Origin of the sequence: Cedecea sp. VD22 (assembly GCF_037150195.1) — a bacterium.
In the GTDB taxonomy this organism is placed as follows: Bacteria; Pseudomonadota; Gammaproteobacteria; order Enterobacterales; family Enterobacteriaceae; genus Cedecea.
Genome location: NZ_JBBCPX010000001.1, coordinates 1,192,297 through 1,212,469 on the forward strand (window position 1 = coordinate 1,192,297; position 20,173 = coordinate 1,212,469).

Here is a 20,173-nt window from a genome sequence, read left to right on the forward strand (position 1 = left end):
TTTCTGGCCGTATGGGCTGCGTTTTTACGGTATTTCATGCCGGGGATAACTCCGCCTTAAATGTGCCTCATCAGCCGCTAATAAGGTGACATTATGAAGACTGTGCATTTAATTCAGCACACGCACTGGGACAGAGAGTGGTATTTCACCGAGAACGACTCAAAAATCGTGCTCTATTATTTTATGCGGGATTTAATCACCCGGCTGGAACAGGACGAAGCGCTGGGGCCGTTTATTCTGGATGGCCAAACGGTGATGCTGGAGGATTTTTTACAGGTGGCGCCAGAGCACCTGGCTCGTCTGAAAAAATTGATTGCCGACGGGCGGATACTGATTGGCCCGTGGTACACCCAAAGTGACTTCCTGGTGGTGGGCGCGGAGTCGATAACCCGCAATTTGCTGCTTGGGCTGGCGGACTGTAAAGCCTGGGGGAGCTACATGCCGGTGGGCTATGTGCCAGACTCTTTCGGGCAAAGCGCACAGTTGCCGATGTTTCTAAGCGAGTTCGCCATTGACAGCGCAGTGCTCTGGCGCGGGTGGTGCGAGCATGATGTGCCGACCAGCGAATTTTGCTGGCAGGCGCAGGGCGGGCAGCAGGTGCTCACCGCCGTGCTTCCCTGGGGTTACGGCTGCGCGAAGTGGCTGCCTACGGCATCGCAGGAACTGGCTGAAAAATTACCGCCGATCCTGGAAAAACAGGGGCGTTTTTCCGCCACGAATCACCTTCTGCTCCCCAACGGCAACGATCAGTCGCCGTTCGAATATGCGGTGCCTGGGGCGCTGGAAAAACTGAATGCCAGCCAGAGCGAATACCATTTCAGGCGCAGTAGCTTCAGCGATTTCTTCGCCGCGCTGCGGGACGACGAGCACACCCTGCCTGTTTTGCGCGGCGAGCTTCTCAGCCCCAAATACATGCGTATTCATCGCGGTATTTTCTCTACCCGAATGGACATTAAGCAGCTTAATGCCTCGCTGGAACAGTTTGTCAGCCAGACGCTGGAGCCCTTGCTGGCGCTCAACTGGCGGCTCGGGCTGCCTTATCCGCAGCAGGCGGTGGAGCACATCTGGCGGGAAGCGATGCAATCTCACGCCCACGACAGCATCGGCGGCTGTAATTCAGACCGCGTTAACCAGATGGTTAAGGGGCGTTTGCAGTCCGGCAAAGAGAGTGCCGGGCAGCTGTTTGAGCTGAACATGAAAATGCTTGCGGAAGGGATTACCGCGAGCCAGCAGGGTAAAAAAATCGTGGTCTTTAACCCGCTACCCGCGCGGCGCGATACGCAGGTGAGCCTCACGCTTTATACCCCGGAAGAGGACTTCCGCATCGTGGATAGCGAGGGCGATCCGTGCCGCTGGCAACTGCTGCACGAAGAGCTTCAGGACATGTCGCTGGTGGTGCAGGAGCTTTCCAACAGCACCACAACCACCTGGTATCGTAAATGCCATATTTTGCTGGAGGCGAAGGCGCTGCCGGCCTGTGGCTACACGACCTTTTACCTGCAGGAAGGGGAAGCCGCCGGGTTTGATAAACCGGCCGGGGAGATTGACTGCCTGGAAAACGCCTGGCTGCGGCTGGAGCATAAAGCCGGAGAGCTGACGCTGACCGATAAACGCACGGGCGAAGTCTACTCGCACATCCTTCGGCTGGTCGATGGCGAAGACGCGGGGGACAATTATAACTATTCGCCGCCGACGGTTGACTGGAAGATTAACAGCGAAGGCTGCCTGCAGCAGGCCATGCTGACGCGCGGCGTGCTCAAAGACACCCTGCAGCTAACGCTGCACATTCCTGCCCCGGCTGATGCCGATGCACGCGAGGCCAGGCGGTTTGATGCCTGGCTGGACGTGGTAATGACCATCTCCCTGCCGCATGAAAGCGCCTGGCTGGATGTTGTCGTTGACGTTAACAACACGCTGCGTGACCACCGTTTGCAGATTGAACTGCCCACCGGTTTATATCAGTCGACCCATTTTGCCGATCAGCCTTTTGGCCTGATAGAACGTGATAATGTCCCTCGTGCGCTTGAGATCTGGCAGCAAGAAAACTGGGCGGAAGCGCCTGCCTCACTGTGGCCGATGCAGAGCCTGGTGATGATGCACCACGCGCGGCGCGGCGTCTGCGTGGTGACCGCCGGGCTGCGGGAGTACGAAATTCCTGTCGGGCAGCCTGATACGCTGGCGATTACCTTGTTCCGCAGCGTGGGCTGGCTCGGACGGCCCGCGCTGGAATGGCGGCCTGGACGGGCATCTGGCATGGTGCTGCCTGCTCCTGACTCGCAAATACCCGGTCATCACTCGTTTCACCTGGCCGTCATGCCGATGGATAACGGGCAAAGCCCGGCGTTCTGGCAGGCCGTCGAGCAGTGGCGTACCCCGGCTTCGGGCTACCTGGATTCTGGCTGGTCGCGTTTTCGCACCAACCCCCACGGGAAATCCTTCCCGCCGCACTTCAGCGTCTTGAGCTGGGAAAGCCCCCTGCATTTCAGCACCCTGAAAAAAGCGCAAAACGAAGAGGCGTTAGTGCTCAGGGGCTGGAACCCAGGCCTGACGCCGCTCAAAAACGTTCCTCCGACAGCAAACGGCACGCTGGAGCAGGTCACGCTAGCGGAAATTCCGGCCACGCCAACGGGCGCTGTCGAAGCAAGTACGCCGGTTTCCTGGCTCATTCGCTCATTTGAATAAGGCGCAATCCCTATGCAGACATTGTTATTTCGTTGCCCGCTGGTGAATGGACTTCACGCCAGGCCCGCAAGCGCGCTTGAGCGGCAGGCTTCACGCTTTGTTTCCTCGGTGACGCTAGTGAACCAGACTAAGTCACGCCAGGGGGATGCCAAGAGCGTCCTGGCGCTGGTGGGGGCAGATGTTGCCGGAGGCGATGAGTGTCGGTTGCTGATAGAGGGGCCAGACGAGCAGGCGGCCCGGCAGGCGCTCGGCCATTTTATTGGGCATGAGTTCGCGCAGTGTGATTCGCCGCTGGCCGCTGCCGTTGAAGAAGAGCAACCGCTGCCGGTGTTCCTTTCCCGAAGTGCATCCCCTGTCTGGCAAGGGAAGGGCGTTAGTCCGGGGGCGGCGCTGGCAAAGGCCGTTTTTGTTGAGCAGATCGATCTCCACGCGCTGGCGCTGCGGCACGATGAAGAACCTTTTCCTCTGCAGCAACAGCGACTGATTGTCGCCCTGCAGGCTGCGCGGATGCGTTTACGGGACGATATCAGCCAGCAGGCGGATGAAGCGGCGCAGATTCTGGATGCGCAAAGTCAGCTGCTGGAGGATGAAACCGTTGAAGAGTGCCTGCTGGACGAGCATGACGCCCGCAATACGCTGGCCGCGTTGGCAAAAGCGCTGGACGTACTGCGGGAGCCTTTCCGGCAAAGCGACAGCGAATATCTCCGCCAGCGGGAGCTGGATGTTTTTGACCTGGGGCTGAGGATTGCGGCCGAACTGACCGGCAATCCGTGGCTGGGGCTGCCGCAACTGGATGAAGACGCGCTGGTGATTGGTGATGGCGTGCTGACGCCGGGCCAGTTGCTCATGCTGCAAGGGCCATTTCTGCGGGGGATTGTGATGCCGACAGGCGGCGAAACGTCCCATACCGCAATACTCGCCCGAGCGTTTGCGACGCCGCTATTGTGCCTGGCCTCGACGAAGCCGCTCTTTGCCGCAGGAGCAGGGGCATACTTGCTGAGCGCCGGACACGGGTTTGTGCTGGCGGCACCCGATGAGGTGGCGCAGCGCTGGTACGCGCTGGAATGCAAAAAGTATGCTGCTGAACCCGTAAGCGAGGAAGCGGACATGTTCAGCCCGGCGCTGGTGTTTCTGGATGAAAAGCTTCATGACAAGCATGAGGTGATTAAACGGCTGACGGATAACCTTGACGTTCAGGGACGGGCGCTTTCTGCGACGCTCGCCGAGCAGGCCATCTGGCAGCGTGAAGCGGTCTTTACCACCGCGCTGGGCTTTTCCATCGCCATTCCGCACTGTAAGTCTGCCGCGATCTCCCGCAGCAGTATTTCCGTCCTGCGGCTGGCAGATCCGCTGGACTGGGGAGACGGCGTGGCGGTGCGGCTGGTGATTATGCTGACGCTCAGCGAGCAGGAGCAGGCGCAGCATATGCGGATATTCTCAGTTTTAGCCCGTCGGCTGATGCATGAATCCTTCCGAGAGAGGCTGCTGACCGCGGCAACGGCGCAGGCCGTGGTGGATGTGTTCCGCGAGGAAGTCATAATCTTGTCATAAATCTGGTTATACTCAGACTGGCGCTTTTCACGAGAAGGGGAGTACGTGTATGCCGATTGCCCGCTGGCAGCAGCAGTTTGAGAACTATTTGATTGAGAACTGGGCGCAGGATGACAAAGCCCATGACGTGGCGCATTTTCGGCGCGTATGGAAAACCGCCCAGCATATTATGGAAGGGACGGAGGCGGACAGGCTGGTGGTGCTGACCGCCTGCTACTTCCACGACATCGTTAACCTGCCCAAGAACCACCCGGAGCGGCATCTGGCCTCAACGCAGGCGGCGCAGGAGACGCTGCGTATTCTGGAAACGCATTTCCCGGACTTCCCCCGCGAGCTGTATGACGATGTAGCCCATGCGGTGCGGGCCCACAGTTTCAGCGCGGCTATTGCGCCGCAGACGCTGGAAGCGAAAGTAGTGCAGGATGCGGACAGGCTGGAATCGTTGGGCGCGATAGGCCTGGCGCGGGTGTTTTATGTTTCCGGCGCGCTGGGGCGTTCGCTGTTTGACAGCGACGATCCGCTGGCCGATCGCCGTGAACTGGACGATACGCAGTATTCGGTGGACCATTTCCAGAAAAAGCTTCTGCGCCTGCCGGAGTCAATGCAAACCGAAGCCGGGCGCGCGCTGGCGCGGCACAATGCGGATTTCCTCGTCGGCTATATGGCAAAGCTGTGCGCCGAGCTGAAAGGCGACTACCTGCAGGTGGACGAGCAGGTCCTGCAGCGTTTTAAATCACAGGCTTAATCCTTCCGGCCCGCAGTCCATTCTGCGGGCTGTTTTCATTTTTTCTGGGTCAAATCGGTGATACAGTTTCACTCCCTTTTCCCATTTTTGGTTCACGATGAACGATCTTGACGCGATAGCAGAACACCTCTCCCTTCAGGCACAGCGCCACAAACAAACTCAACAAGAAGAAGACAATGCGCTGGTCAGCCGTTTACTTGAAATCTACGATCAAAAAACCGTTGCGCTCCGCCTGCGTCAGGTGGGAGGCGACTGGACGCGTGAGTCCCTGAACCGCTGGTATAACGGCAAGTCTGCGCCTCGTGGTTTAACCGAAGTGGAAGTGCAGATGCTGCAAAGTATGCTGCCGTCGCCGCCGGCGCATCACGGGCGCTATGCTTTTCGTTTTATCGACCTGTTTGCCGGGATAGGCGGGATCCGCAGCGGCTTTGAGGCCATCGGCGGCCAGTGCGTGTTTACCAGCGAATGGAATAAATACGCGGTGAGGACCTACAAGGCAAACTGGTACTGCGACCCGACGCAGCACCAGTTCAATGAAGATATCCGAGACGTGACGCTCAGCAACCGTGGCGACGTCACGGACGAGCAGGCGACGGCCCACATCCAGGCCACGCTGCCCGACCATGATGTGCTGCTGGCCGGTTTCCCCTGCCAGCCGTTTTCGCTGGCGGGCGTGTCGAAGAAAAACGCCCTTGGGCGCGCGCACGGTTTTGCCTGTGAAACGCAGGGCACGCTGTTCTTCGACGTGGCGCGGATCATTGCCGCCAAACGTCCCCCGGTTTTTGTGCTGGAGAACGTTAAGAACCTGAAGAGCCATGATAAAGGCAATACGTTCCGCATTATCATGCAGACCCTGGACGAGCTGGGTTACGACGTGGCTAATGCCGCGGTTTCCGGGCGTGACGATCCGAAAATTGTCGACGGTAAAAATTTCCTGCCGCAGCACCGGGAACGCATTGTGCTGGTCGGCACGCGCCGCGATTTGAAACTGGATACGGCGGTGACGCTGGCGAAACTGAGCGAATTCTATCCGGCTCGTCGCCCGACCTTTGGCGAGCTGCTGGACGATGAGGTTGACGCGAAATATGTGCTGACCCCGACGCTGTGGAAATACCTCTATAACTACGCGAAGAAGCACCAGGCCAAGGGCAACGGCTTTGGTTACGGCCTGGTTGACCCGAAAAACCCGGCAAGCGTAGCAAGAACGCTGTCGGCTCGTTATTTCAAAGATGGCGCGGAGATCCTGGTCGATCGCGGCTGGGACATGGCGCTGGGCGAGGCAGATTTTAACCATCCTGATAACCAGGTGAACAGGCCGCGTCGCCTGACGCCGCGCGAGTGCGCCAGGCTGATGGGGTTTGAAGCGCCGAAAGGGAAAGCGTTCCGCATCCCGGTGTCTGACACCCAGGCTTATCGCCAGTTTGGCAACTCCGTCGTCGTTCCCGCGTTTGCCGCGGTGGCTAAACTGCTGGAGCCGGTGATCAAGCAAGCGGTGAAAAAGCGCTAAGCGGAGAAAGAAATGGCGGATGTACACAGCAAAGCGATACGCAGTAAAAACATGCGGGCGATTGCCACGCGTGACACCGCCATTGAAAAACGTCTGGCTGGACTGCTGGCAGAGTGCGGGTTTAGCTTTCGCGTGCAGGATGCCGCACTGCCCGGCAAACCTGATTTTGTGGTGGATGAATACCGCTGCGTTATCTTTACCCACGGCTGTTTCTGGCATCATCACGACTGCTATTTGTTTAAAGTCCCGGCCACGCGCACCGAGTTCTGGCTGGAAAAAATAGGCCGCAACGTTGTGCGGGATAAGCGAGACACGGCGCTTTTGCTGGCGCAGGGCTGGCGAGTTTTAATTGTCTGGGAATGCGCGCTGCGTGGCCGTGAGAAAATGCAGGATCGGGCGCTGTGTGAACGGTTAGAAGAGTGGATTTGCAGCGGCGGGCGTAGCGCGGAAATTAACGTGACCGGGATTCATCAGCGACACGACAGTGGCCAGCAGAGGCTGGCCACTGACTAACTATTTTTCGACTTCACACGTCTCAATCACCGGTTTGGCCGGGAACAGGTATTTACCCAGCGTGACCAGCACCACGGCAAAAATAATGATCCCCAGCGCCAGCCATTCAATCGCCGACAGGCTTTCCCCCGCAAAGGTGGTGCCCAGCAGCACGGCCACCACCGGGTTGACGTAGGCATAACTGGTCGCCACCGCCGGGGAGACATTTCGAATCAGGTACATATAGGCGCTGATGGAGATCATCGAGCCAAACAGCGCGAGATAACCCAGCGCCAGCCAGCCGGAGGTGTTCGGCATCGTTGTCAGCCGTTCGCCGGTGAGCGCCGCAAGGCTGAGCGCCACAATCCCGGCTGCCAGCATTTCCACCGCGCCCGCCATCATGCCTTCGGGCAGTTCGATGCGCGACCCGTAAACAGACCCAAACGCCCAGCTCAGGGAGCCAATAAGAATTAAAACAGCGCCGAAGGGGTTACCGCTGAGATTGCCGCCGCTGTTCAGCAACACAATACCCGCGAGGCCAATGGCAATCCCGAGCCACTCCAGCTTGCGCGTTTTAATGCCAAACAGGCGACTGAAGCAGAGGGTAAACAGCGGCACGGTGGCGACCATGACGGCGGCAATGCCGGAAGGGACGTGCTGGTGCTCGGCCACCGTGACGCAGCCGTTGCCGATGGCCAACAGAAGCACGCCGATAAGGGCGGCGTTAAGCGTCGGGCGCAGTTTGGGCAGCTTGTGGCCGCGAAGCAGGAGAATGCCCATCAGCAGCGAACCCGCAAGCATAAAGCGCGTACCGGCGAGGATAAACGGCGGCCAGGTTTTTACCCCGATAGCCAGCGCCAAATAGGTTGAACCCCAGATGATGTACAACGCAAACAGCGCCGCTATCAGCGGCACTAATTGACCAGAACGAGCTCGCATAATCCCTCACCAGACACCAATTTCAGGCCGACAGTTAACGCCAAAAGTGGGCGGATAGCGAGCTTTATACTTGTTGATGTAATGTTAATTTTTATTGACAAGCGCGGCGATTTTTCGCGGCGCGCTTTTTGCTTCATACTCTTGGGTATCGACATCAATAAGGACAGATATTTTGGCTGGAAGTAGCTTACTCACTTTGCTCGACGACATCGCCACGCTGCTGGACGACATTTCAGTTATGGGCAAACTCGCGGCAAAAAAAACGGCAGGCGTCCTGGGCGATGACCTCTCGCTGAATGCTCAGCAGGTTTCTGGCCTGCGCGCGAATCGGGAACTGCCTGTCGTCTGGAGCGTGGCAAAAGGATCGTTTCTAAATAAGCTTATCCTGGTGCCTCTGGCACTGGTTATTAGCGCCTTTGCGCCCTGGGCAATTACGCCGCTGCTGATGGTGGGCGGCGCGTTTTTATGTTTTGAAGGCGTGGAAAAAGTGCTGCACAGCCTGCAGGCGAGAAAACGCAAAGAAAGCGCGGAGGAAAAGCAGGCGAGGCTGGAGGCCGTTGCCGCCCAGGACCCGCTGGCCTTTGAAAAAGATAAGGTGAAAGGCGCGGTGCGCACGGACTTTATTCTTTCGGCGGAAATCGTTGCCATCACGCTTGGCATTGTGGCGGAAGCGCCGCTGCTAAATCAGGTGTTAATCCTGGCAGGAATAGCCATTCTGGTGACTATCGGCGTGTACGGCCTGGTCGGGATGATTGTGAAAATTGACGATCTCGGATACTGGCTGGCGGATAAGCGTGCGGCGCTGGCACAGGCGGTGGGGAAAGGGCTGCTTATTCTTGCTCCCTGGCTAATGAAAACCCTCACGTTTGTCGGGACGCTGGCGATGTTCCTCGTCGGCGGCGGTATCCTGGTGCACGGCGTGCCCGTGCTTCATCACGGCATTGAGCAATGGATGGGGCAGTTTGGCGGCGTGGTTGAGCTTGCCGGTCCGACGCTTGCCAACCTGGTGCTCGGCTTTATTGCGGGCGGTGTTGTGCTGCTGGTGGTGAACGGCATAAATCACCTTCGCGGGAGCGCTTCACACTAAGTTCGAGATGAAAAAATAACGCTTTAGTCAGGAAAAAACGCTGACCATTGACTATACCTTTAGAGGTTTTCACCCCTAACGCCGGAGGCGGCTATGGTTTATGTGGTCAGCGATGAAGTCCGGCGTAAGAACGGCGGTCCACGCATGATTGTCACGGGTTATTCCAGTGGCATGGTGGAGTGCCGTTGGTACGACGGATACGGCGTAAAGCGCGAGGCGTTTCGTGAGGATGACCTTGCGCCAGCGGAAACCAGAGAGCATCAGCAGGCGTGATGTGTCTGGTTTTTTAACGGAACCCGGCTATGCCGGGTTTTTTTATCCTCGGCTAAGGCGCTTTTCGGCAGGCCAGCTTCGACAAAGCGCTGTCGCGGTGGCAAAATCTGTAAAGACTTCATTCTTCCGGGGTTTTCGGAAGGAACTGATAACCGCGGCCGGGTCGTCCGCCAGGGAGGATCCCCCTTGATCGGTACTACATTTGAGCGGTTTATCAGCCGCTATAAAAGACCGCAGCGGGTGGTAAACCTCTGTTTTATTGTTGTGTTTCTATGCTCAACGCTGCTGACCTGGCGTGAAGTGGCGGTGCTGGAGTCCGCCTATATTTCTAACCAGCGTAACAGCCTCGATAATATTGCCACCGCGCTGGACCGGCAGCTGCAGCACAGCATTGATAGCCTGCTGTTTTACCGCAACACCATGCATTATGCGCTGCAGTCTCCTATTTCCACCGATATTTCACGTCAGGCGTTGGCGGATTTTGCCGTCCAGCGAACGCAGCCTTACTGGCAATTAAAGCTGGATCTTAATCGCGGGATGCCGATTAACGGCGTTTCCGACGAGTTTGTCAGCCACAGCCACGTGCTCGACCGCGATGAGCGCTGGCTTTATCCTGAGCTGGAGGCGGCGCTGGAGTTCAGCTATATCATGCAGCTAGCTGACGACAAGCGAGACCTGCAAAGGCGCGTGTTCTACGCTTCGCGGGCGGGCTTTTTCCTCTCAAGTACGCCCCCGGAAAACGATCCGGGCCTTGTGTCACTCTATTATCGGCTCATTGCTCAGCCCTATTTTGGCGCTCAGTCGCCGCAAAATAACCCAGGCCGTGGCCTGCAGTGGACGCATACCTATAACCCAGTCAGTCCAAATGGGCAGATTATTACCGCGGCTGTACCGCTGGATCTGAATCAGCGCTGGTATGGCGTGCTGGCGATGGATTTTCCCGTCAGCGGGATGCATGCATTCCTTCAGGAACTGTCTCACGATCGCTATGAAGGCACCGTGATGCTGTTTGACAGGCATTTCTCGCTCATTGCCACCGCGGCGAACAGCGCGCCGCAGACGCCGGTGTTTAGCGCCAAACAGCAGGCTGAGATTACCCGCTCCATGGAAAGCGGAGAAGAAGGCGAGCTGCGGATGGACAGCCGTTTCGTGACGTGGGCGAAGCTGATGAACTTTGACGGCGTGCTGATTAAAGTGCATACCCTCGGCGAGGGCGTGCAGGGAGAATTTGGTCGAATCAGCATTGTGCTAACGCTGCTCTGGCTGCTCTTTACGCTGATGTTGTTCATCTCATGGCGGGTGATTCGGCGGCTGGTGAGCAATATGTTGACGCTGCAGCAAACGCTGAGCTGGCGCGCAAATTACGATACCCTGACCCGGCTCTACAACCGCGGCGCCTTCTTCGATATTGCTCACGGAATGGCGCTGGACTGCCAACGCGAGGAAAAACCGTTCTCTGTGATCCAGATGGACCTCGATTTCTTTAAAGGCATTAACGATCGCTACGGGCATCACGCCGGCGACAAGGTGTTGTCTCATGCCGCCGCGCTGCTTGCTTCCTCCCTTCGGGAAGAGGATGTTGCCGGGCGCGTGGGCGGGGAAGAGTTCTGCGTGCTGCTTCCAGGCACGAAGCTTCCGGAGGCGGCAGCCGTCGCCGAGCGGATTCGGCACCGCATCAATACCAAAGAGCTGCTTTTGCAGGCCGGACAGACCCTCAAAATCAGCGCCTCGTTTGGCGTGAGCTGCGCCCATGAGCGCCACGATTATGATTTTGAGCATTTGCAGTCCATTGCCGACCGGCGGCTGTACAAGGCGAAGCAGAACGGACGCAACCAGGTTTGCACCCAGGACTGATTTCCCGTCGGGCGTGGCCGCTATATCATATAAGCCCTGCTGATGTTTTATTCGGTTACCGAAGGGGCGGCTCGCTAAAGCAAGCGTAATGTTTTTGTCACGTAGTGGGCGAGGCTGACGCGCGTTTATTTTTTATTCGCCCCAGTACGGCAGGCGAAATCAGAACGTTCAGTTTAGGATAAATCTTAATTTATTCAGCGCTCAAATGGCCCTTTGATGCGGGCATCAGGTTTAAAAAAACGATTTAACAAGGCATTGGACTCAAATTGATTGCGTCAATGAGTGCAGTTATAGACATTCCTGAAAAGAATATATCCTTGTATTCAATAAAATTTAAGGTAATGTGGTCAACACATCAGATTTCCTGATGTAACGAATTTCAAGTGCTTCTTGCTTCAGCAAGTTTTCATCCCGGCTCCCCGGCCGGGATGCTTTTCTTAGCGATTAATTTCATTCACGCTAAAATCCCGAATATCCAGCTCAAAAGCATCCGCCAGCTCCTTATAGCTATGCCAGTCTCGACCATCCACGCTCACTCGCTGCGGGTGTTCCTCGCTGCTGGCGTGCCGGATATCGCTTTCGCTAATTTCGTTGATGGCGGCAAGCAGTGCGTCAACATCCACTTCCGTTGTCTGATGCGCCGCGCTGCCGCTGATTTTCACGCTCTTCATCACTTTACCCTCGCTGACTACCACCCTTAAGTATAGCCGTTTCAGATAATGCGCCAGGTGGCCCGGAGTAAGGGCGCTCAAGGTGTTTTTGATCTACAATGGCAGGCAATGTCTCTGGAGGAAATAACCATGAAAATCAATGATCGGGTGACCGTAAAGACCGATGGCGGCCCGCGGCGTTCGGGGATCGTTCTGGCGGTGGAGCCATTTAACGAAGGAACGATGTATCTTGTGTCGCTGGAGGATTATCCGCTGGGGATCTGGTTCTTTAATGAGTCAGGCCACCCGGACGGCATTTTTGTGGAGCGCGAAGAGTAGGGTAAAGGATGTATGACCCTCACCCCGGCCCTCTCCCTGGAAGGGAGAGGGGGAAATCTATCAGGTGGACGCTGGACAGTCTCCTCGCTTTCGGGGAGCGGCAATCTTTACACCACGCTAGGCACAATAATCGCCGCAAAAATCACCGTAATCACCGAATATTTCATCGCGTAATACACTTTCCGGTTTCTCTTCTTCAGGTTTTGCCCGCTGTCGCGCAGCGCGTGAACATACTTGAAGATGCGGTTCAGCCCGCCGGTGCGGTCGCTGTCGCTATTTGGCGAGCTGGCGGCTGACATCAGTGTGGTGCCTACCCAGTGGTTAACGGCCTGCGCCCAGCGCCATTTCATCGGGCGCTCAATATCGCAGAACAGAATAATACGGGTCTGTTCGCTCTTATTTTCCGCCCAGTGTACGTAGGTTTCATCAAAAATTACCGCTTCGCCATCGCGCCAGCTGTGGCGCTGCCGGTCGACTTCAATAAAGCAGCGGTCGTCGTTGGGCGTGGCAAGCCCAAGGTGGTAACGCACCGATCCGGCATACGGATCCCGGTGCTTGCCCAGGTAAGAACCTGCAGGGAGTTCCGCGAACATCGCCGCTTTAACAGACGGAATTTCGCTGACCAGCTTTGTGGTGATCGGGCAAAGCTCATGCGCAGACGGGTGTGCATCGCTGTACCACTTCAGGTAAAAACGCTTCCAGCCCCGCTTGAAGAACGTATTAAACCCGGCATCGTTGTGGCTTTCTGCCGCTTTAATGTGGCCCTGCAGGCGCAGCGCTTCCTCTCGAATGATTTCCCAGTTGTCCGTCAGCTTTTGCAGTTCCGGAAAGTCACTGGTCGGGAAATACGGCTGTTCAGGCGGCAGACGCGAGAAACGCGTCATGAACATATTGACCGGGGCCATAAAGGTCGAGTGGTCAAAAAGCTGGCGGGAAAACTTCTGTTTTTCGACACCGCGGGAGTGGGCGTAAAAGACGCTGATAATAAAAATGCCAAGAACAATAACGGCTACCATAGCAACAAATCTCTCCATGTATACTTGTATGGCGTAAGTCTAGTGAGATTTTTCTGCTTTTTTTAGCAAAGGTTGCGGTTTTGTTACAGGAAAGAGTGTCGTTTAACTTGTATTTAATCTCTGACGGGCGTCAGAGATTAAATACTGCGGCCAAAGTGGCGTAGGGATGCAGAGTAAGTCAGCTACCGGAGGTTAACAAAAATACCGTTGGTGACGTTGTCGGTGAGACGAACTACATGATATATCACCTGCTTGTTATGGGTCTTGATTTTGCGTTTAATATTTCCTTTATGAGACGAAACGGTTTTTGCCTTGATGTTCATTTGATCAGAGATTTGAATCGTTCCCTGTCCTGACATCCACATTTTTAGCATGCTGGACTCTGTGCGACTAAGAGAAAGTGTCGGCAAATTAATATGTCCAATACATTGTGCATTTTTTGCTAAGTATTCCGCTAAAATATCGTCTAAAGATTCTGGCTTGATGGATTTCGAGCTGATCAGCAGATTTTCTCTGACCAGAAGATATTCATCAAAGTGAATATTAGCAATCGCCATAAAGACTAAAAATAGCGTCCCTGGATGTTGATTTATGATCTGCTTAATTCTCTGACTGCTTTCCGGGTCATGAATAAAACAGTCTTCATTAATAAACACCACGCTGGGTGCCTGCGACTGGCATGCCTGTGCCAGCTGTTCTACCGTTTCTACATCTGCAATATGCCGTTTTCTAACCCCGCGGCTGGCTAAGTAGCCGACAAGCCCCAGCCGGGTATAGCTGCATAAGTCCATAATAATCGTTGACATAGCAAACCCTCACTAAGCGCGTTATACCCGTAATAATCAGGAGCGCAGATTGAAAGCTGTACTGGTTTTGTACCGCGAGTGACAATGTCAGTCCCAGGGCAAAGCCAATCCGCCGCATTTTCCGCAGTTCTAATTATTTATGGGTAACCATTATTAATAATTTAAAAGGCGAAATCACTATCCCGGAAAGTTGCCTATAATTTGCCAGGAATGTTCTTAAAGTAAAGTGAATGTTGTGTATTGTGAGCAAGGTAAAAACTTATATTCCGCGCCAGATATATCTTGGCTGATGTTATTAACATATTTTTTTAGGAATATCCTCAGAGAGGCAGTATGAAAATCAGGGTTATTAATTTGCGGGGATTTCACTGACAATATCCGCGAGCAGATCAAAAATCTCGCCGAATAAATGTTCGGTAAAGGGGGCGATAAGCGGCATCATTACCATAAAAATAAGCATGCCGATAGATAAGGTGACGGGGAAACCGATAACAAATACCGATAGCTGGGGAGCCATACGGTTTAACAGTCCCAGGGCGATGTTAAGCGTTAGTAACAAAGTGATTAACGGCAGGGCCAGCATCAGGCCATTGAGAAAGATCAGACCGCCCGCTCGGGTCAGCGCCATAAACGCGTTGCTGTTGATCGGTTCGCCGCCGATCGGCAGGGTATGAAAAGTATCGACCAGCATCGAAATCAGCCATAAATGGCCGTTAAAGGTCAGGAACAGCAGCATCGCCAGAATATCAAGAAAGCGGGCCAGAACCGGCATATTGAGGCGGCTGCCCGGATCGAAGAAGGTGGCGAAAGAGAGTCCCATTTGCAGGCCCACAAGTTCCCCGGCGGTACGCACGGCAGCAAAAGCGAACTGCATCGTAAAACCCAGCGCCACACCGATAAGAATTTGTTGTATTGCCAGCCAGAAACCCGCGGCAGAAAAGATCGTCACCCCTGTTGCGGGCAGGGAAGGCGCGATGATAAAGGTGATCATCAGCCCGAGCCCAAGCTTAACCCGCTTGGGGATCGATCGCTCGCTCAGGATGGGGGCGGTCATGATCAGCGCCAGCACGCGCAGCAGCGGCCAGAAATAGAGGCTTAGCCAGTTTAGCCACTGGGTGCTGTCAACGTGGATCATCCAATGGTGTTCGGCAGATTGGTCAGCAGGGAACGCATGTAATCCAGCAGCAGGTTAAGCATCCACGGCCCGGCAATGACGATGGTCACGAACACGGCCAGAATTTTTGGAATAAACGACAGCGTCATTTCGTTGATCTGCGTGGCCGCCTGCAGCAGGCTGATAACCAGGCCGCTTATCAGCGCTACCAGCAGCAGCGGGGCCGCAAGGGCAAGGGCCACCTTCATCGCTTCGGTGCCCATCATCATGACCGATTCTGGCGTCATTTTCTTTCTCCGCTAGCTGTAAAAACTTTGCGCCAAGGAACCCACCAACAGCTGCCAGCCGTCGACCAGCACGAAAAGCATCAGCTTAAAGGGCAGGGCAATTGTCGCGGGGGGAACCATCATCATCCCGAGCGCCATCAGGACGCTGGCGATCACGAGGTCGATAATCAGGAACGGGATAAATACGGTAAAACCAATCTGGAACGCGGTTTTCAGCTCGCTGGTGACATAGGCAGGCAGCAGAATACGCATCGGCACGGCTTCCGGTCCCTGCAGCGGCTGAGTGTTCGCCAGACGTGCAAACAGCGCCAGATCGGCTTCACGGGTCTGGCGCAGCATAAATTCGCGCAGCGGTTGAGCGCCTTTATCCATCGCCACTTCCATCGAGATCTTGTCTTCGCTGAAGGGCTGGTAGGCGTCGGTATAAATTTTGTCGAACACCGGCGACATAATAAAAAAGGTCAAAAACAGCGCCAGGCCAACCAGCACCTGGTTAGGCGGGGCGGACGGTGTGCCCAGGGCGTTACGCAGCAGGCCAAAAACGATGATGATGCGCGTAAAGCTGGTCATCATCAGCAAAATGGCCGGCAGGAAGGTCAGGGAGGTAATAAAGACCAGCGTCTGCACCGGCAAGGACCAGCTCTGCCCGCCGTTGGCGAGGGGCTGGCTTATCAGGCCCGGTAATTGTGCGAAGGCCGCCGCAGGGAGAAGCAAAAATAGGCCCGGTAACGAGAGCGTCAGCAAACGTTTCATCAATCTTTCCCGTTACGTTTAAGCAGGTTCTTCATCAGTTTCTGGAAATCGGCAGGCGCGGGGGCTTTTTCAACCATATCCGTGACCGGCGCAGGAGGCAGAGTGTGCAGGTGAGTGATTTGGCTGGCGGTGACGCCGAGGACCAGACGAGCGTCTTCGACGTCCACCACCACAACGCGCTCGCGCGGGCCTACGCTCACGCTGGCGCTGATGTTCAGCGACTTCTTTACGCCGACGCCCACCCCGTGAAAACCAAAGCGCTTTGCCAGCCATGCGGCCACCAGAATAAAAATAACAATGCCGGCCAACGCCCCGCTGACCTGAACAAGCGGCGAGCTGGCGTTGACGCTGGGCTGAGTGACGGTGGCCTGGGTTGTCATTTAGCGGCTCAGGCGACGCATACGTTCTGATGGGGTGATGATGTCGGTAATTCGCACGCCGTATTTGTCGGCGACGACAACCACTTCCCCCTGGGCAATCAGGTAACCGTTGATCAGAATATCCAGCGGCTCGCCGGCCAGTCCGTCAAGCGCGACCACGGAACCCTGCGTCAGGCGCAGCAGCTCTTTGATGGTCATGCGGGTACGGCCCAGTTCGACGGTCAGCTTGACCGGAATGTCCATGATCAGGTCGATATCCTGCACGTTGCCGGCAATGTCATTGCCTTCCAGCGCGCGGAATACGTTATCCGCGGTACTTTTCCCGGAACTTTTCTGCTCGTTTAACGCATCAGCCCACAGATCGTCCACTGAGCCTGCATTGTCATCGGACGGTTGATTAATATCACTCATTTGGGCTGTTCCTCATTCAGCGAATTCAATATCGGGTTGATCAAATGTTCGACGCGCAGGGCATACTGGCCGTTAATGGTGCCGTACTGGCTGGTCAGGACCGGTACGCCATCCACGTGCGCGATAATACGATCTGGCTTTTCGATGGGCAGCACATCGCCAGGTTTCAGTTTTAGGATTTGGGATAACCGCAGCGGGATATCGGCGAAGTTCGCCACCAATTCCAGCTCGGAATGCTGCACCTGACGCACCAGGGTGTCGCGCCAGCTTTGATCTTCCTGACGGGAGTTCTCCAGCGGAGGGTTCACCAGCAGCTCGCGCAGCGGTTCAATCATGCTGAACGGCAGGCAGATGTTGAACTCCCCGGTCAGGTTGCCAATTTCGACGTGGAACGGGGTGTTAACCACGATGTCGTTAGGCGACGTGGTGATGTTGGTAAATTTAACCTGCATCTCCGAACGAACGTATTCCACGTCCAGCGGGTAAATCGCCTTCCACGCGTCGCTGTAGGATTCCAGCGCCAGCTTCAGCATACGGTTGATCACGCGCTGTTCGGTGTGGGTAAACTCCCGGCCTTCCACTTTCGTTGGGAAGCGGCCATCCCCGCCAAACAGGTTGTCTACCGCAATAAACACCAGGCTGGGTGAAAAGACGAACAGCCCGGTGCCGCGCAGCGGTTTCAGGTGAATCAGGTTCAGGTTAGTTGGTACCGGCAGGTTGCGGGCAAACTCATGATACGGCTGGATACGGATGGCCCCGACGGTGATGTCCGGGCTACGACGCAGCAGGTTAAACAGCCCCATACGGAACTGACGAGAAAAACGCTCGTTAATAATTTCCAGCGCTTGCAGGCGCTCACGCACCACGCGACGCTGGGTATTCGGGTCATAGGGACGAATATCGGATTCGCCCGGCGCCCCGGCCTTCGGCTCGTCGTTATTCTCACTGTCGCCGTTTAACAGCGCATCGATTTCGGCCTGAGAAAGAATACTGTCGCCCATGGACTTACCGCAAGATAAAGGCGGTATACAGCACGTCGCTGACTACCTGTTGAGGTTGCCCGGCGACCAGAGGCGGCGCCAGAGTAGTTTTAATCGCTTCCACCAGCTTCTGCTTACCGGCATCGGTAGCAAGCTGATTGGCGTCCTGGCGAGAGAACAGCAGCAACAGACGGCTGCGGACTTCCGGCAGGAATTCGCTCAGGCGCTGGCGGGTCGCTTCATCTTTCAAACGCAGCGTGACGCCGATGTACAACACGCGATCCGCATCACCCAGATTGACGGTAAACGTATCCAGAGCGAAGAACACTGGCGCAGGCGGCGGCTCAGGCGTTTTAGCCTGGGCTGTGGCTGGCGTTTGCTGCATGCGCCAGTAGCTGTAGCCTGCGGTGGCGCACGCGGCGAGTGTAATAAGAACCAGTATCGGCACCCAGATGGCGCGTTTACGGCCTTTCGTGATAGCGGTATCAGTCATTGAACGCTTTATTCCTGTATCGGTACTGCTGAATAGCAATTATCCCGTGTCTCCGGGCGGTCAAAGCCCGGAAAACACACGTTTATTGTCGCTAGCTCTGGCGTTTACCCTTTAACGGGGCTCAGGCGAAGATATCCACCGCACCGTTGCTGCTGGCCAGACGCTGCAGGCTATCGGCCACCGGGAGCGGTTCGACGTCATTGCCATTAAGGGAAAAACGTTCCCCGCCGCGCGTGCTTTGCTGCTGTTGCTGCTGGCCGGACTGCTGCTGAGCGAAGCTTTCGCTGCTGATGTTGCTCTGGCCAAGCTGGATACCGCTTTCCGCCAGCGCAGTACGCAGTGACGGCAGCGCGGCTTCAAGCGCGGCGCGCACGTGACTGTGCGGTGACATCATCTGCAGCTGCGCCTGGTTATCTTCTAGTTTTAGACTAATTTGCACCTGACCGAGATCTTCCGGGTGTAATCTCAGCTCGGCGCTGTGCTGGCCCTGGCGGGTAAACAGCGTAACGTGCTGAGAAATCTGCTGTTGCCACTCATGGCTTCCTAACTGGGCGCTGATCATCGGTGCCGTAGGGGTAGCGATGTGCGTTGTGGTTGGGGTAGCGACGGTGGCGCTGCTGATGGCCGGGGTTAACTGCGCCGTAACTGGGGCGGTGTTATTTGCCTGCGGAGCAGCGTTATCTCGGCTGTCAGGCGTGTTACTGGCGACCAGTTGGGCTTTGTCATCCCCCTGAGGCTGAGCAGCTGCCGGGGTATTGGCTGCAACAGATTTACTGTCTGCAAGCGTTGCACCCGCCGGAGCGGTTTTCTTCGCGCTGCCGCCAACAGGCAGCAGGCTGTCCGCGGTATTTTTGCCTGCGGTATTCCCTGCCGCAGAAGTCAGGGCGGACAGCGATGCCGTGTCGGTAGCTGTTTTAGCTAGCGCCGCGGGCTGTGCAGCGGTCACGGGCTGAGGCAGCATCGCAAACAGCGCGCTAAGCGTTTGCAGCTCCGCGTCGCTCAGAGGCTTATCGGTTTTGGCGTCTTTCAGCTCCGCCTCTGGCTTATCACCCGTTTCTGTTTTGCCGAGGGAAGTGAGCAGGGTGGAAAGCGCTTCAGGTTGCTCCGGTGAGTTCAGCAGTTCAGCGAGAGCTGCCTGGCCGTCCTGGGGCTCACGTTTAGCCGCATTGGCCGCGGCAACTTTGCTTAACGCCGCGCCCAGAGGCAGCGATTTGCCGTCCTCCAAAGCGACGTTTGCCGGCAAAGCTTTGCCCAGCAGCGTCAGGAAGTCTTCACCGAAGCCTTTGCCGTCCGCGACTTTTGCATCCCCGGCTGCAGCGGTATCGGCCCCGGTGTTTAACAGAATTTTTGGCAATGTGATCATTCACCTTTCCTCAATGTGGCCCGCTGGGCGTATTCGTCCATCTGCTTCTGATCGAGTCTGTTCTCTGCGAGCAACAGCTCCGCTGCCTTTCTGTCCTGCAGGGTTTGCCATGCCTGCAGGCGCTTTTGTTTTTCCTGCCATGCACCCAATGCCTGATCAACTTTATTGGACCACTGCATCAGCTGCTGGCGGTGCTGTTCGATGGCTTTTTCCAGCGTGCGTATAAACTGCTGGTAGTTCTGCCAGCGGGTGCTGGCAATCCCCTGGCTCATGTTGTCATTCAGGCTGTTGCTGTACTCAAACTGATAGTTAATCAGCATGTTGAGTTGCTCTTCCGCCTGCTGGCAACCCCGGCGCATCTCCCCTAAACGAATCGCCGCTTTTTCCACTTCCTGGGCGGCGAGTTCACGCAAAGTATCCAGTGCGCTGTTTTGGTTCATGGTCACCTCTC

General features: G+C 56.0%; 21 protein-coding genes and 1 pseudogene. 9 read left to right on the forward strand and 13 right to left on the reverse strand.

Features of this window, described 5'->3' with window-relative positions:
- Positions 1–93 precede the first annotated feature (93 nt).
- The 5 genes from WFK85_RS05640 to WFK85_RS05660 all read left to right on the forward strand — a co-directional run bounded on the left by WFK85_RS05640 (position 94) and on the right by WFK85_RS05660 (position 6,998).
- A complete protein-coding gene (locus WFK85_RS05640) occupies positions 94–2,682 on the forward strand; it encodes a glycoside hydrolase family 38 C-terminal domain-containing protein (RefSeq protein WP_166991482.1) in 2,589 nt (862 codons plus the stop codon).
- Positions 2,683–2,694: 12 nt separating this feature from the next.
- Positions 2,695–4,233 (forward strand): fructose PTS transporter subunit IIA, encoded by a 1,539-nt coding sequence (locus tag WFK85_RS05645; RefSeq protein ID WP_336707583.1) that lies wholly within the window; start codon positions 2,695–2,697, stop codon positions 4,231–4,233.
- A 49-nt stretch (positions 4,234–4,282) separates the two neighbouring features.
- Positions 4,283–4,978, forward strand: coding sequence for a phosphohydrolase (locus WFK85_RS05650; protein WP_008458100.1), 696 nt, complete (start codon positions 4,283–4,285; stop codon positions 4,976–4,978).
- A 97-nt stretch (positions 4,979–5,075) separates the two neighbouring features.
- Complete coding sequence (locus tag WFK85_RS05655; RefSeq protein WP_336707585.1) at positions 5,076–6,485, forward strand: DNA cytosine methyltransferase; 1,410 nt, start codon at positions 5,076–5,078, stop codon at positions 6,483–6,485.
- A gap of 12 nt (positions 6,486–6,497) precedes the next feature.
- The gene (locus WFK85_RS05660) at positions 6,498–6,998 is read left to right on the forward strand and encodes a DNA mismatch endonuclease Vsr (protein ID WP_166991488.1); all 501 of its coding nucleotides are present in this window, start codon (positions 6,498–6,500) and stop codon (positions 6,996–6,998) included.
- Here the strand turns inward: WFK85_RS05660 and yedA are convergent, their stop codons facing one another.
- The gene (gene yedA / locus WFK85_RS05665) at positions 6,999–7,916 is read right to left on the reverse strand and encodes a drug/metabolite exporter YedA (RefSeq protein WP_166991491.1); all 918 of its coding nucleotides are present in this window, start codon (positions 7,914–7,916) and stop codon (positions 6,999–7,001) included. It lies immediately after the preceding gene.
- 172 nt (positions 7,917–8,088) lie between these two features.
- Between yedA and WFK85_RS05670 the strand changes: the two genes are divergently transcribed.
- From WFK85_RS05670 to dgcQ, 3 genes are all read left to right on the forward strand, one after another.
- Positions 8,089–9,003, forward strand: coding sequence for a DUF808 family protein (locus WFK85_RS05670; RefSeq protein ID WP_166991494.1), 915 nt, complete (start codon positions 8,089–8,091; stop codon positions 9,001–9,003).
- A 93-nt stretch (positions 9,004–9,096) separates the two neighbouring features.
- A complete protein-coding gene (locus tag WFK85_RS05675) occupies positions 9,097–9,276 on the forward strand; it encodes a YodC family protein (protein WP_008458110.1) in 180 nt (59 codons plus the stop codon).
- Positions 9,277–9,462: 186 nt separating this feature from the next.
- Positions 9,463–11,130 carry a cellulose biosynthesis regulator diguanylate cyclase DgcQ gene (dgcQ, locus tag WFK85_RS05680; protein WP_336707588.1) on the forward strand — a complete coding sequence of 556 codons (1,668 nt, stop codon included), beginning with the start codon at positions 9,463–9,465 and terminating at the stop codon, positions 11,128–11,130.
- 437 nt (positions 11,131–11,567) lie between these two features.
- Here dgcQ and yodD read toward each other — a convergent pair whose 3' ends face one another.
- On the reverse strand, positions 11,568–11,801 hold the full coding sequence (gene yodD, locus WFK85_RS05685) for a YodD family peroxide/acid resistance protein (protein ID WP_008458114.1): 234 nt from the start codon (positions 11,799–11,801) through the stop codon (positions 11,568–11,570).
- 129 nt (positions 11,802–11,930) lie between these two features.
- Here yodD and dsrB point away from each other — a divergent pair, with 129 nt between their 5' ends.
- On the forward strand, positions 11,931–12,119 hold the full coding sequence (gene dsrB, locus WFK85_RS05690; RefSeq protein WP_008458116.1) for a protein DsrB: 189 nt from the start codon (positions 11,931–11,933) through the stop codon (positions 12,117–12,119).
- A gap of 107 nt (positions 12,120–12,226) precedes the next feature.
- On the opposite strand, the gene lpxO is transcribed toward dsrB, so the two are convergent.
- The 11 genes and pseudogenes from lpxO to fliJ form a co-directional block, all read right to left on the reverse strand.
- Positions 12,227–13,135 (reverse strand): lipid A hydroxylase LpxO, encoded by a 909-nt coding sequence (gene lpxO, locus WFK85_RS05695; RefSeq protein ID WP_008458118.1) that lies wholly within the window; start codon positions 13,133–13,135, stop codon positions 12,227–12,229.
- Between the two features lie 182 nt (positions 13,136–13,317).
- Positions 13,318–13,941 carry a transcriptional regulator RcsA gene (gene rcsA, locus WFK85_RS05700; RefSeq protein ID WP_008458120.1) on the reverse strand — a complete coding sequence of 208 codons (624 nt, stop codon included), beginning with the start codon at positions 13,939–13,941 and terminating at the stop codon, positions 13,318–13,320.
- Between the two features lie 342 nt (positions 13,942–14,283).
- Positions 14,284–15,076: pseudogene (fliR, locus tag WFK85_RS05705) on the reverse strand (flagellar biosynthetic protein FliR); the annotation flags it as partial.
- Positions 15,073–15,342: a flagellar biosynthesis protein FliQ gene (fliQ, locus tag WFK85_RS05710; RefSeq protein ID WP_008458124.1), complete on the reverse strand. Its 270-nt coding sequence runs from the start codon at positions 15,340–15,342 to the stop codon at positions 15,073–15,075. The pseudogene fliR and the gene fliQ, both read right to left, overlap by 4 nt.
- Positions 15,343–15,354: 12 nt before the next feature.
- Positions 15,355–16,095 carry a flagellar type III secretion system pore protein FliP gene (fliP, locus tag WFK85_RS05715; RefSeq protein ID WP_008458126.1) on the reverse strand — a complete coding sequence of 247 codons (741 nt, stop codon included), beginning with the start codon at positions 16,093–16,095 and terminating at the stop codon, positions 15,355–15,357.
- Positions 16,095–16,475, reverse strand: coding sequence for a flagellar biosynthetic protein FliO (gene fliO, locus WFK85_RS05720; RefSeq protein WP_336707593.1), 381 nt, complete (start codon positions 16,473–16,475; stop codon positions 16,095–16,097). Before fliO ends, fliP begins: the two co-directional genes overlap by 1 nt.
- Positions 16,476–16,886 carry a flagellar motor switch protein FliN gene (gene fliN, locus WFK85_RS05725; RefSeq protein WP_008458131.1) on the reverse strand — a complete coding sequence of 137 codons (411 nt, stop codon included), beginning with the start codon at positions 16,884–16,886 and terminating at the stop codon, positions 16,476–16,478.
- A complete protein-coding gene (gene fliM, locus WFK85_RS05730; RefSeq protein WP_166872879.1) occupies positions 16,883–17,887 on the reverse strand; it encodes a flagellar motor switch protein FliM in 1,005 nt (334 codons plus the stop codon). Before fliM ends, fliN begins: the two co-directional genes overlap by 4 nt.
- 4 nt (positions 17,888–17,891) lie before the next feature.
- Positions 17,892–18,359 carry a flagellar basal body-associated protein FliL gene (fliL, locus tag WFK85_RS05735; RefSeq protein ID WP_008458135.1) on the reverse strand — a complete coding sequence of 156 codons (468 nt, stop codon included), beginning with the start codon at positions 18,357–18,359 and terminating at the stop codon, positions 17,892–17,894.
- Positions 18,360–18,480: 121 nt separating this feature from the next.
- Positions 18,481–19,722: a flagellar hook-length control protein FliK gene (locus WFK85_RS05740; protein ID WP_166991503.1), complete on the reverse strand. Its 1,242-nt coding sequence runs from the start codon at positions 19,720–19,722 to the stop codon at positions 18,481–18,483.
- On the reverse strand, positions 19,719–20,162 hold the full coding sequence (fliJ, locus tag WFK85_RS05745) for a flagellar export protein FliJ (RefSeq protein WP_008458139.1): 444 nt from the start codon (positions 20,160–20,162) through the stop codon (positions 19,719–19,721). The genes WFK85_RS05740 and fliJ overlap by 4 nt, the downstream gene beginning before the upstream one ends.
- Positions 20,163–20,173 lie beyond the last annotated feature (11 nt).

What these genes read in the sequence shown, in the direction of transcription:
- WFK85_RS05650 (WP_008458100.1), top strand. Translation starts at nt 4,283, where the DNA reads ATGCCGATTGCCCGCTGGCAGCAGCAGTTTGAGAACTATTTGATTGAG.
- WFK85_RS05660 (WP_166991488.1), top strand. Translation starts at nt 6,498, where the DNA reads ATGGCGGATGTACACAGCAAAGCGATACGCAGTAAAAACATGCGGGCG.
- WFK85_RS05640 (WP_166991482.1), top strand. Translation starts at nt 94, where the DNA reads ATGAAGACTGTGCATTTAATTCAGCACACGCACTGGGACAGAGAGTGG.
- WFK85_RS05645 (WP_336707583.1), top strand. Translation starts at nt 2,695, where the DNA reads ATGCAGACATTGTTATTTCGTTGCCCGCTGGTGAATGGACTTCACGCC.
- rcsA (WP_008458120.1), bottom strand. Translation starts at nt 13,941, where the DNA reads ATGTCAACGATTATTATGGACTTATGCAGCTATACCCGGCTGGGGCTT.
- fliP (WP_008458126.1), bottom strand. Translation starts at nt 16,095, where the DNA reads ATGAAACGTTTGCTGACGCTCTCGTTACCGGGCCTATTTTTGCTTCTC.
- fliM (WP_166872879.1), bottom strand. Translation starts at nt 17,887, where the DNA reads ATGGGCGACAGTATTCTTTCTCAGGCCGAAATCGATGCGCTGTTAAAC.
- dsrB (WP_008458116.1), top strand. Translation starts at nt 11,931, where the DNA reads ATGAAAATCAATGATCGGGTGACCGTAAAGACCGATGGCGGCCCGCGG.
- yedA (WP_166991491.1), bottom strand. Translation starts at nt 7,916, where the DNA reads ATGCGAGCTCGTTCTGGTCAATTAGTGCCGCTGATAGCGGCGCTGTTT.
- fliL (WP_008458135.1), bottom strand. Translation starts at nt 18,359, where the DNA reads ATGACTGATACCGCTATCACGAAAGGCCGTAAACGCGCCATCTGGGTG.
- fliO (WP_336707593.1), bottom strand. Translation starts at nt 16,475, where the DNA reads ATGACAACCCAGGCCACCGTCACTCAGCCCAGCGTCAACGCCAGCTCG.
- fliJ (WP_008458139.1), bottom strand. Translation starts at nt 20,162, where the DNA reads ATGAACCAAAACAGCGCACTGGATACTTTGCGTGAACTCGCCGCCCAG.
- fliQ (WP_008458124.1), bottom strand. Translation starts at nt 15,342, where the DNA reads ATGACGCCAGAATCGGTCATGATGATGGGCACCGAAGCGATGAAGGTG.
- fliN (WP_008458131.1), bottom strand. Translation starts at nt 16,886, where the DNA reads ATGAGTGATATTAATCAACCGTCCGATGACAATGCAGGCTCAGTGGAC.
- WFK85_RS05675 (WP_008458110.1), top strand. Translation starts at nt 9,097, where the DNA reads ATGGTTTATGTGGTCAGCGATGAAGTCCGGCGTAAGAACGGCGGTCCA.
- WFK85_RS05740 (WP_166991503.1), bottom strand. Translation starts at nt 19,722, where the DNA reads ATGATCACATTGCCAAAAATTCTGTTAAACACCGGGGCCGATACCGCT.
- lpxO (WP_008458118.1), bottom strand. Translation starts at nt 13,135, where the DNA reads ATGGTAGCCGTTATTGTTCTTGGCATTTTTATTATCAGCGTCTTTTAC.
- yodD (WP_008458114.1), bottom strand. Translation starts at nt 11,801, where the DNA reads ATGAAGAGCGTGAAAATCAGCGGCAGCGCGGCGCATCAGACAACGGAA.
- WFK85_RS05655 (WP_336707585.1), top strand. Translation starts at nt 5,076, where the DNA reads ATGAACGATCTTGACGCGATAGCAGAACACCTCTCCCTTCAGGCACAG.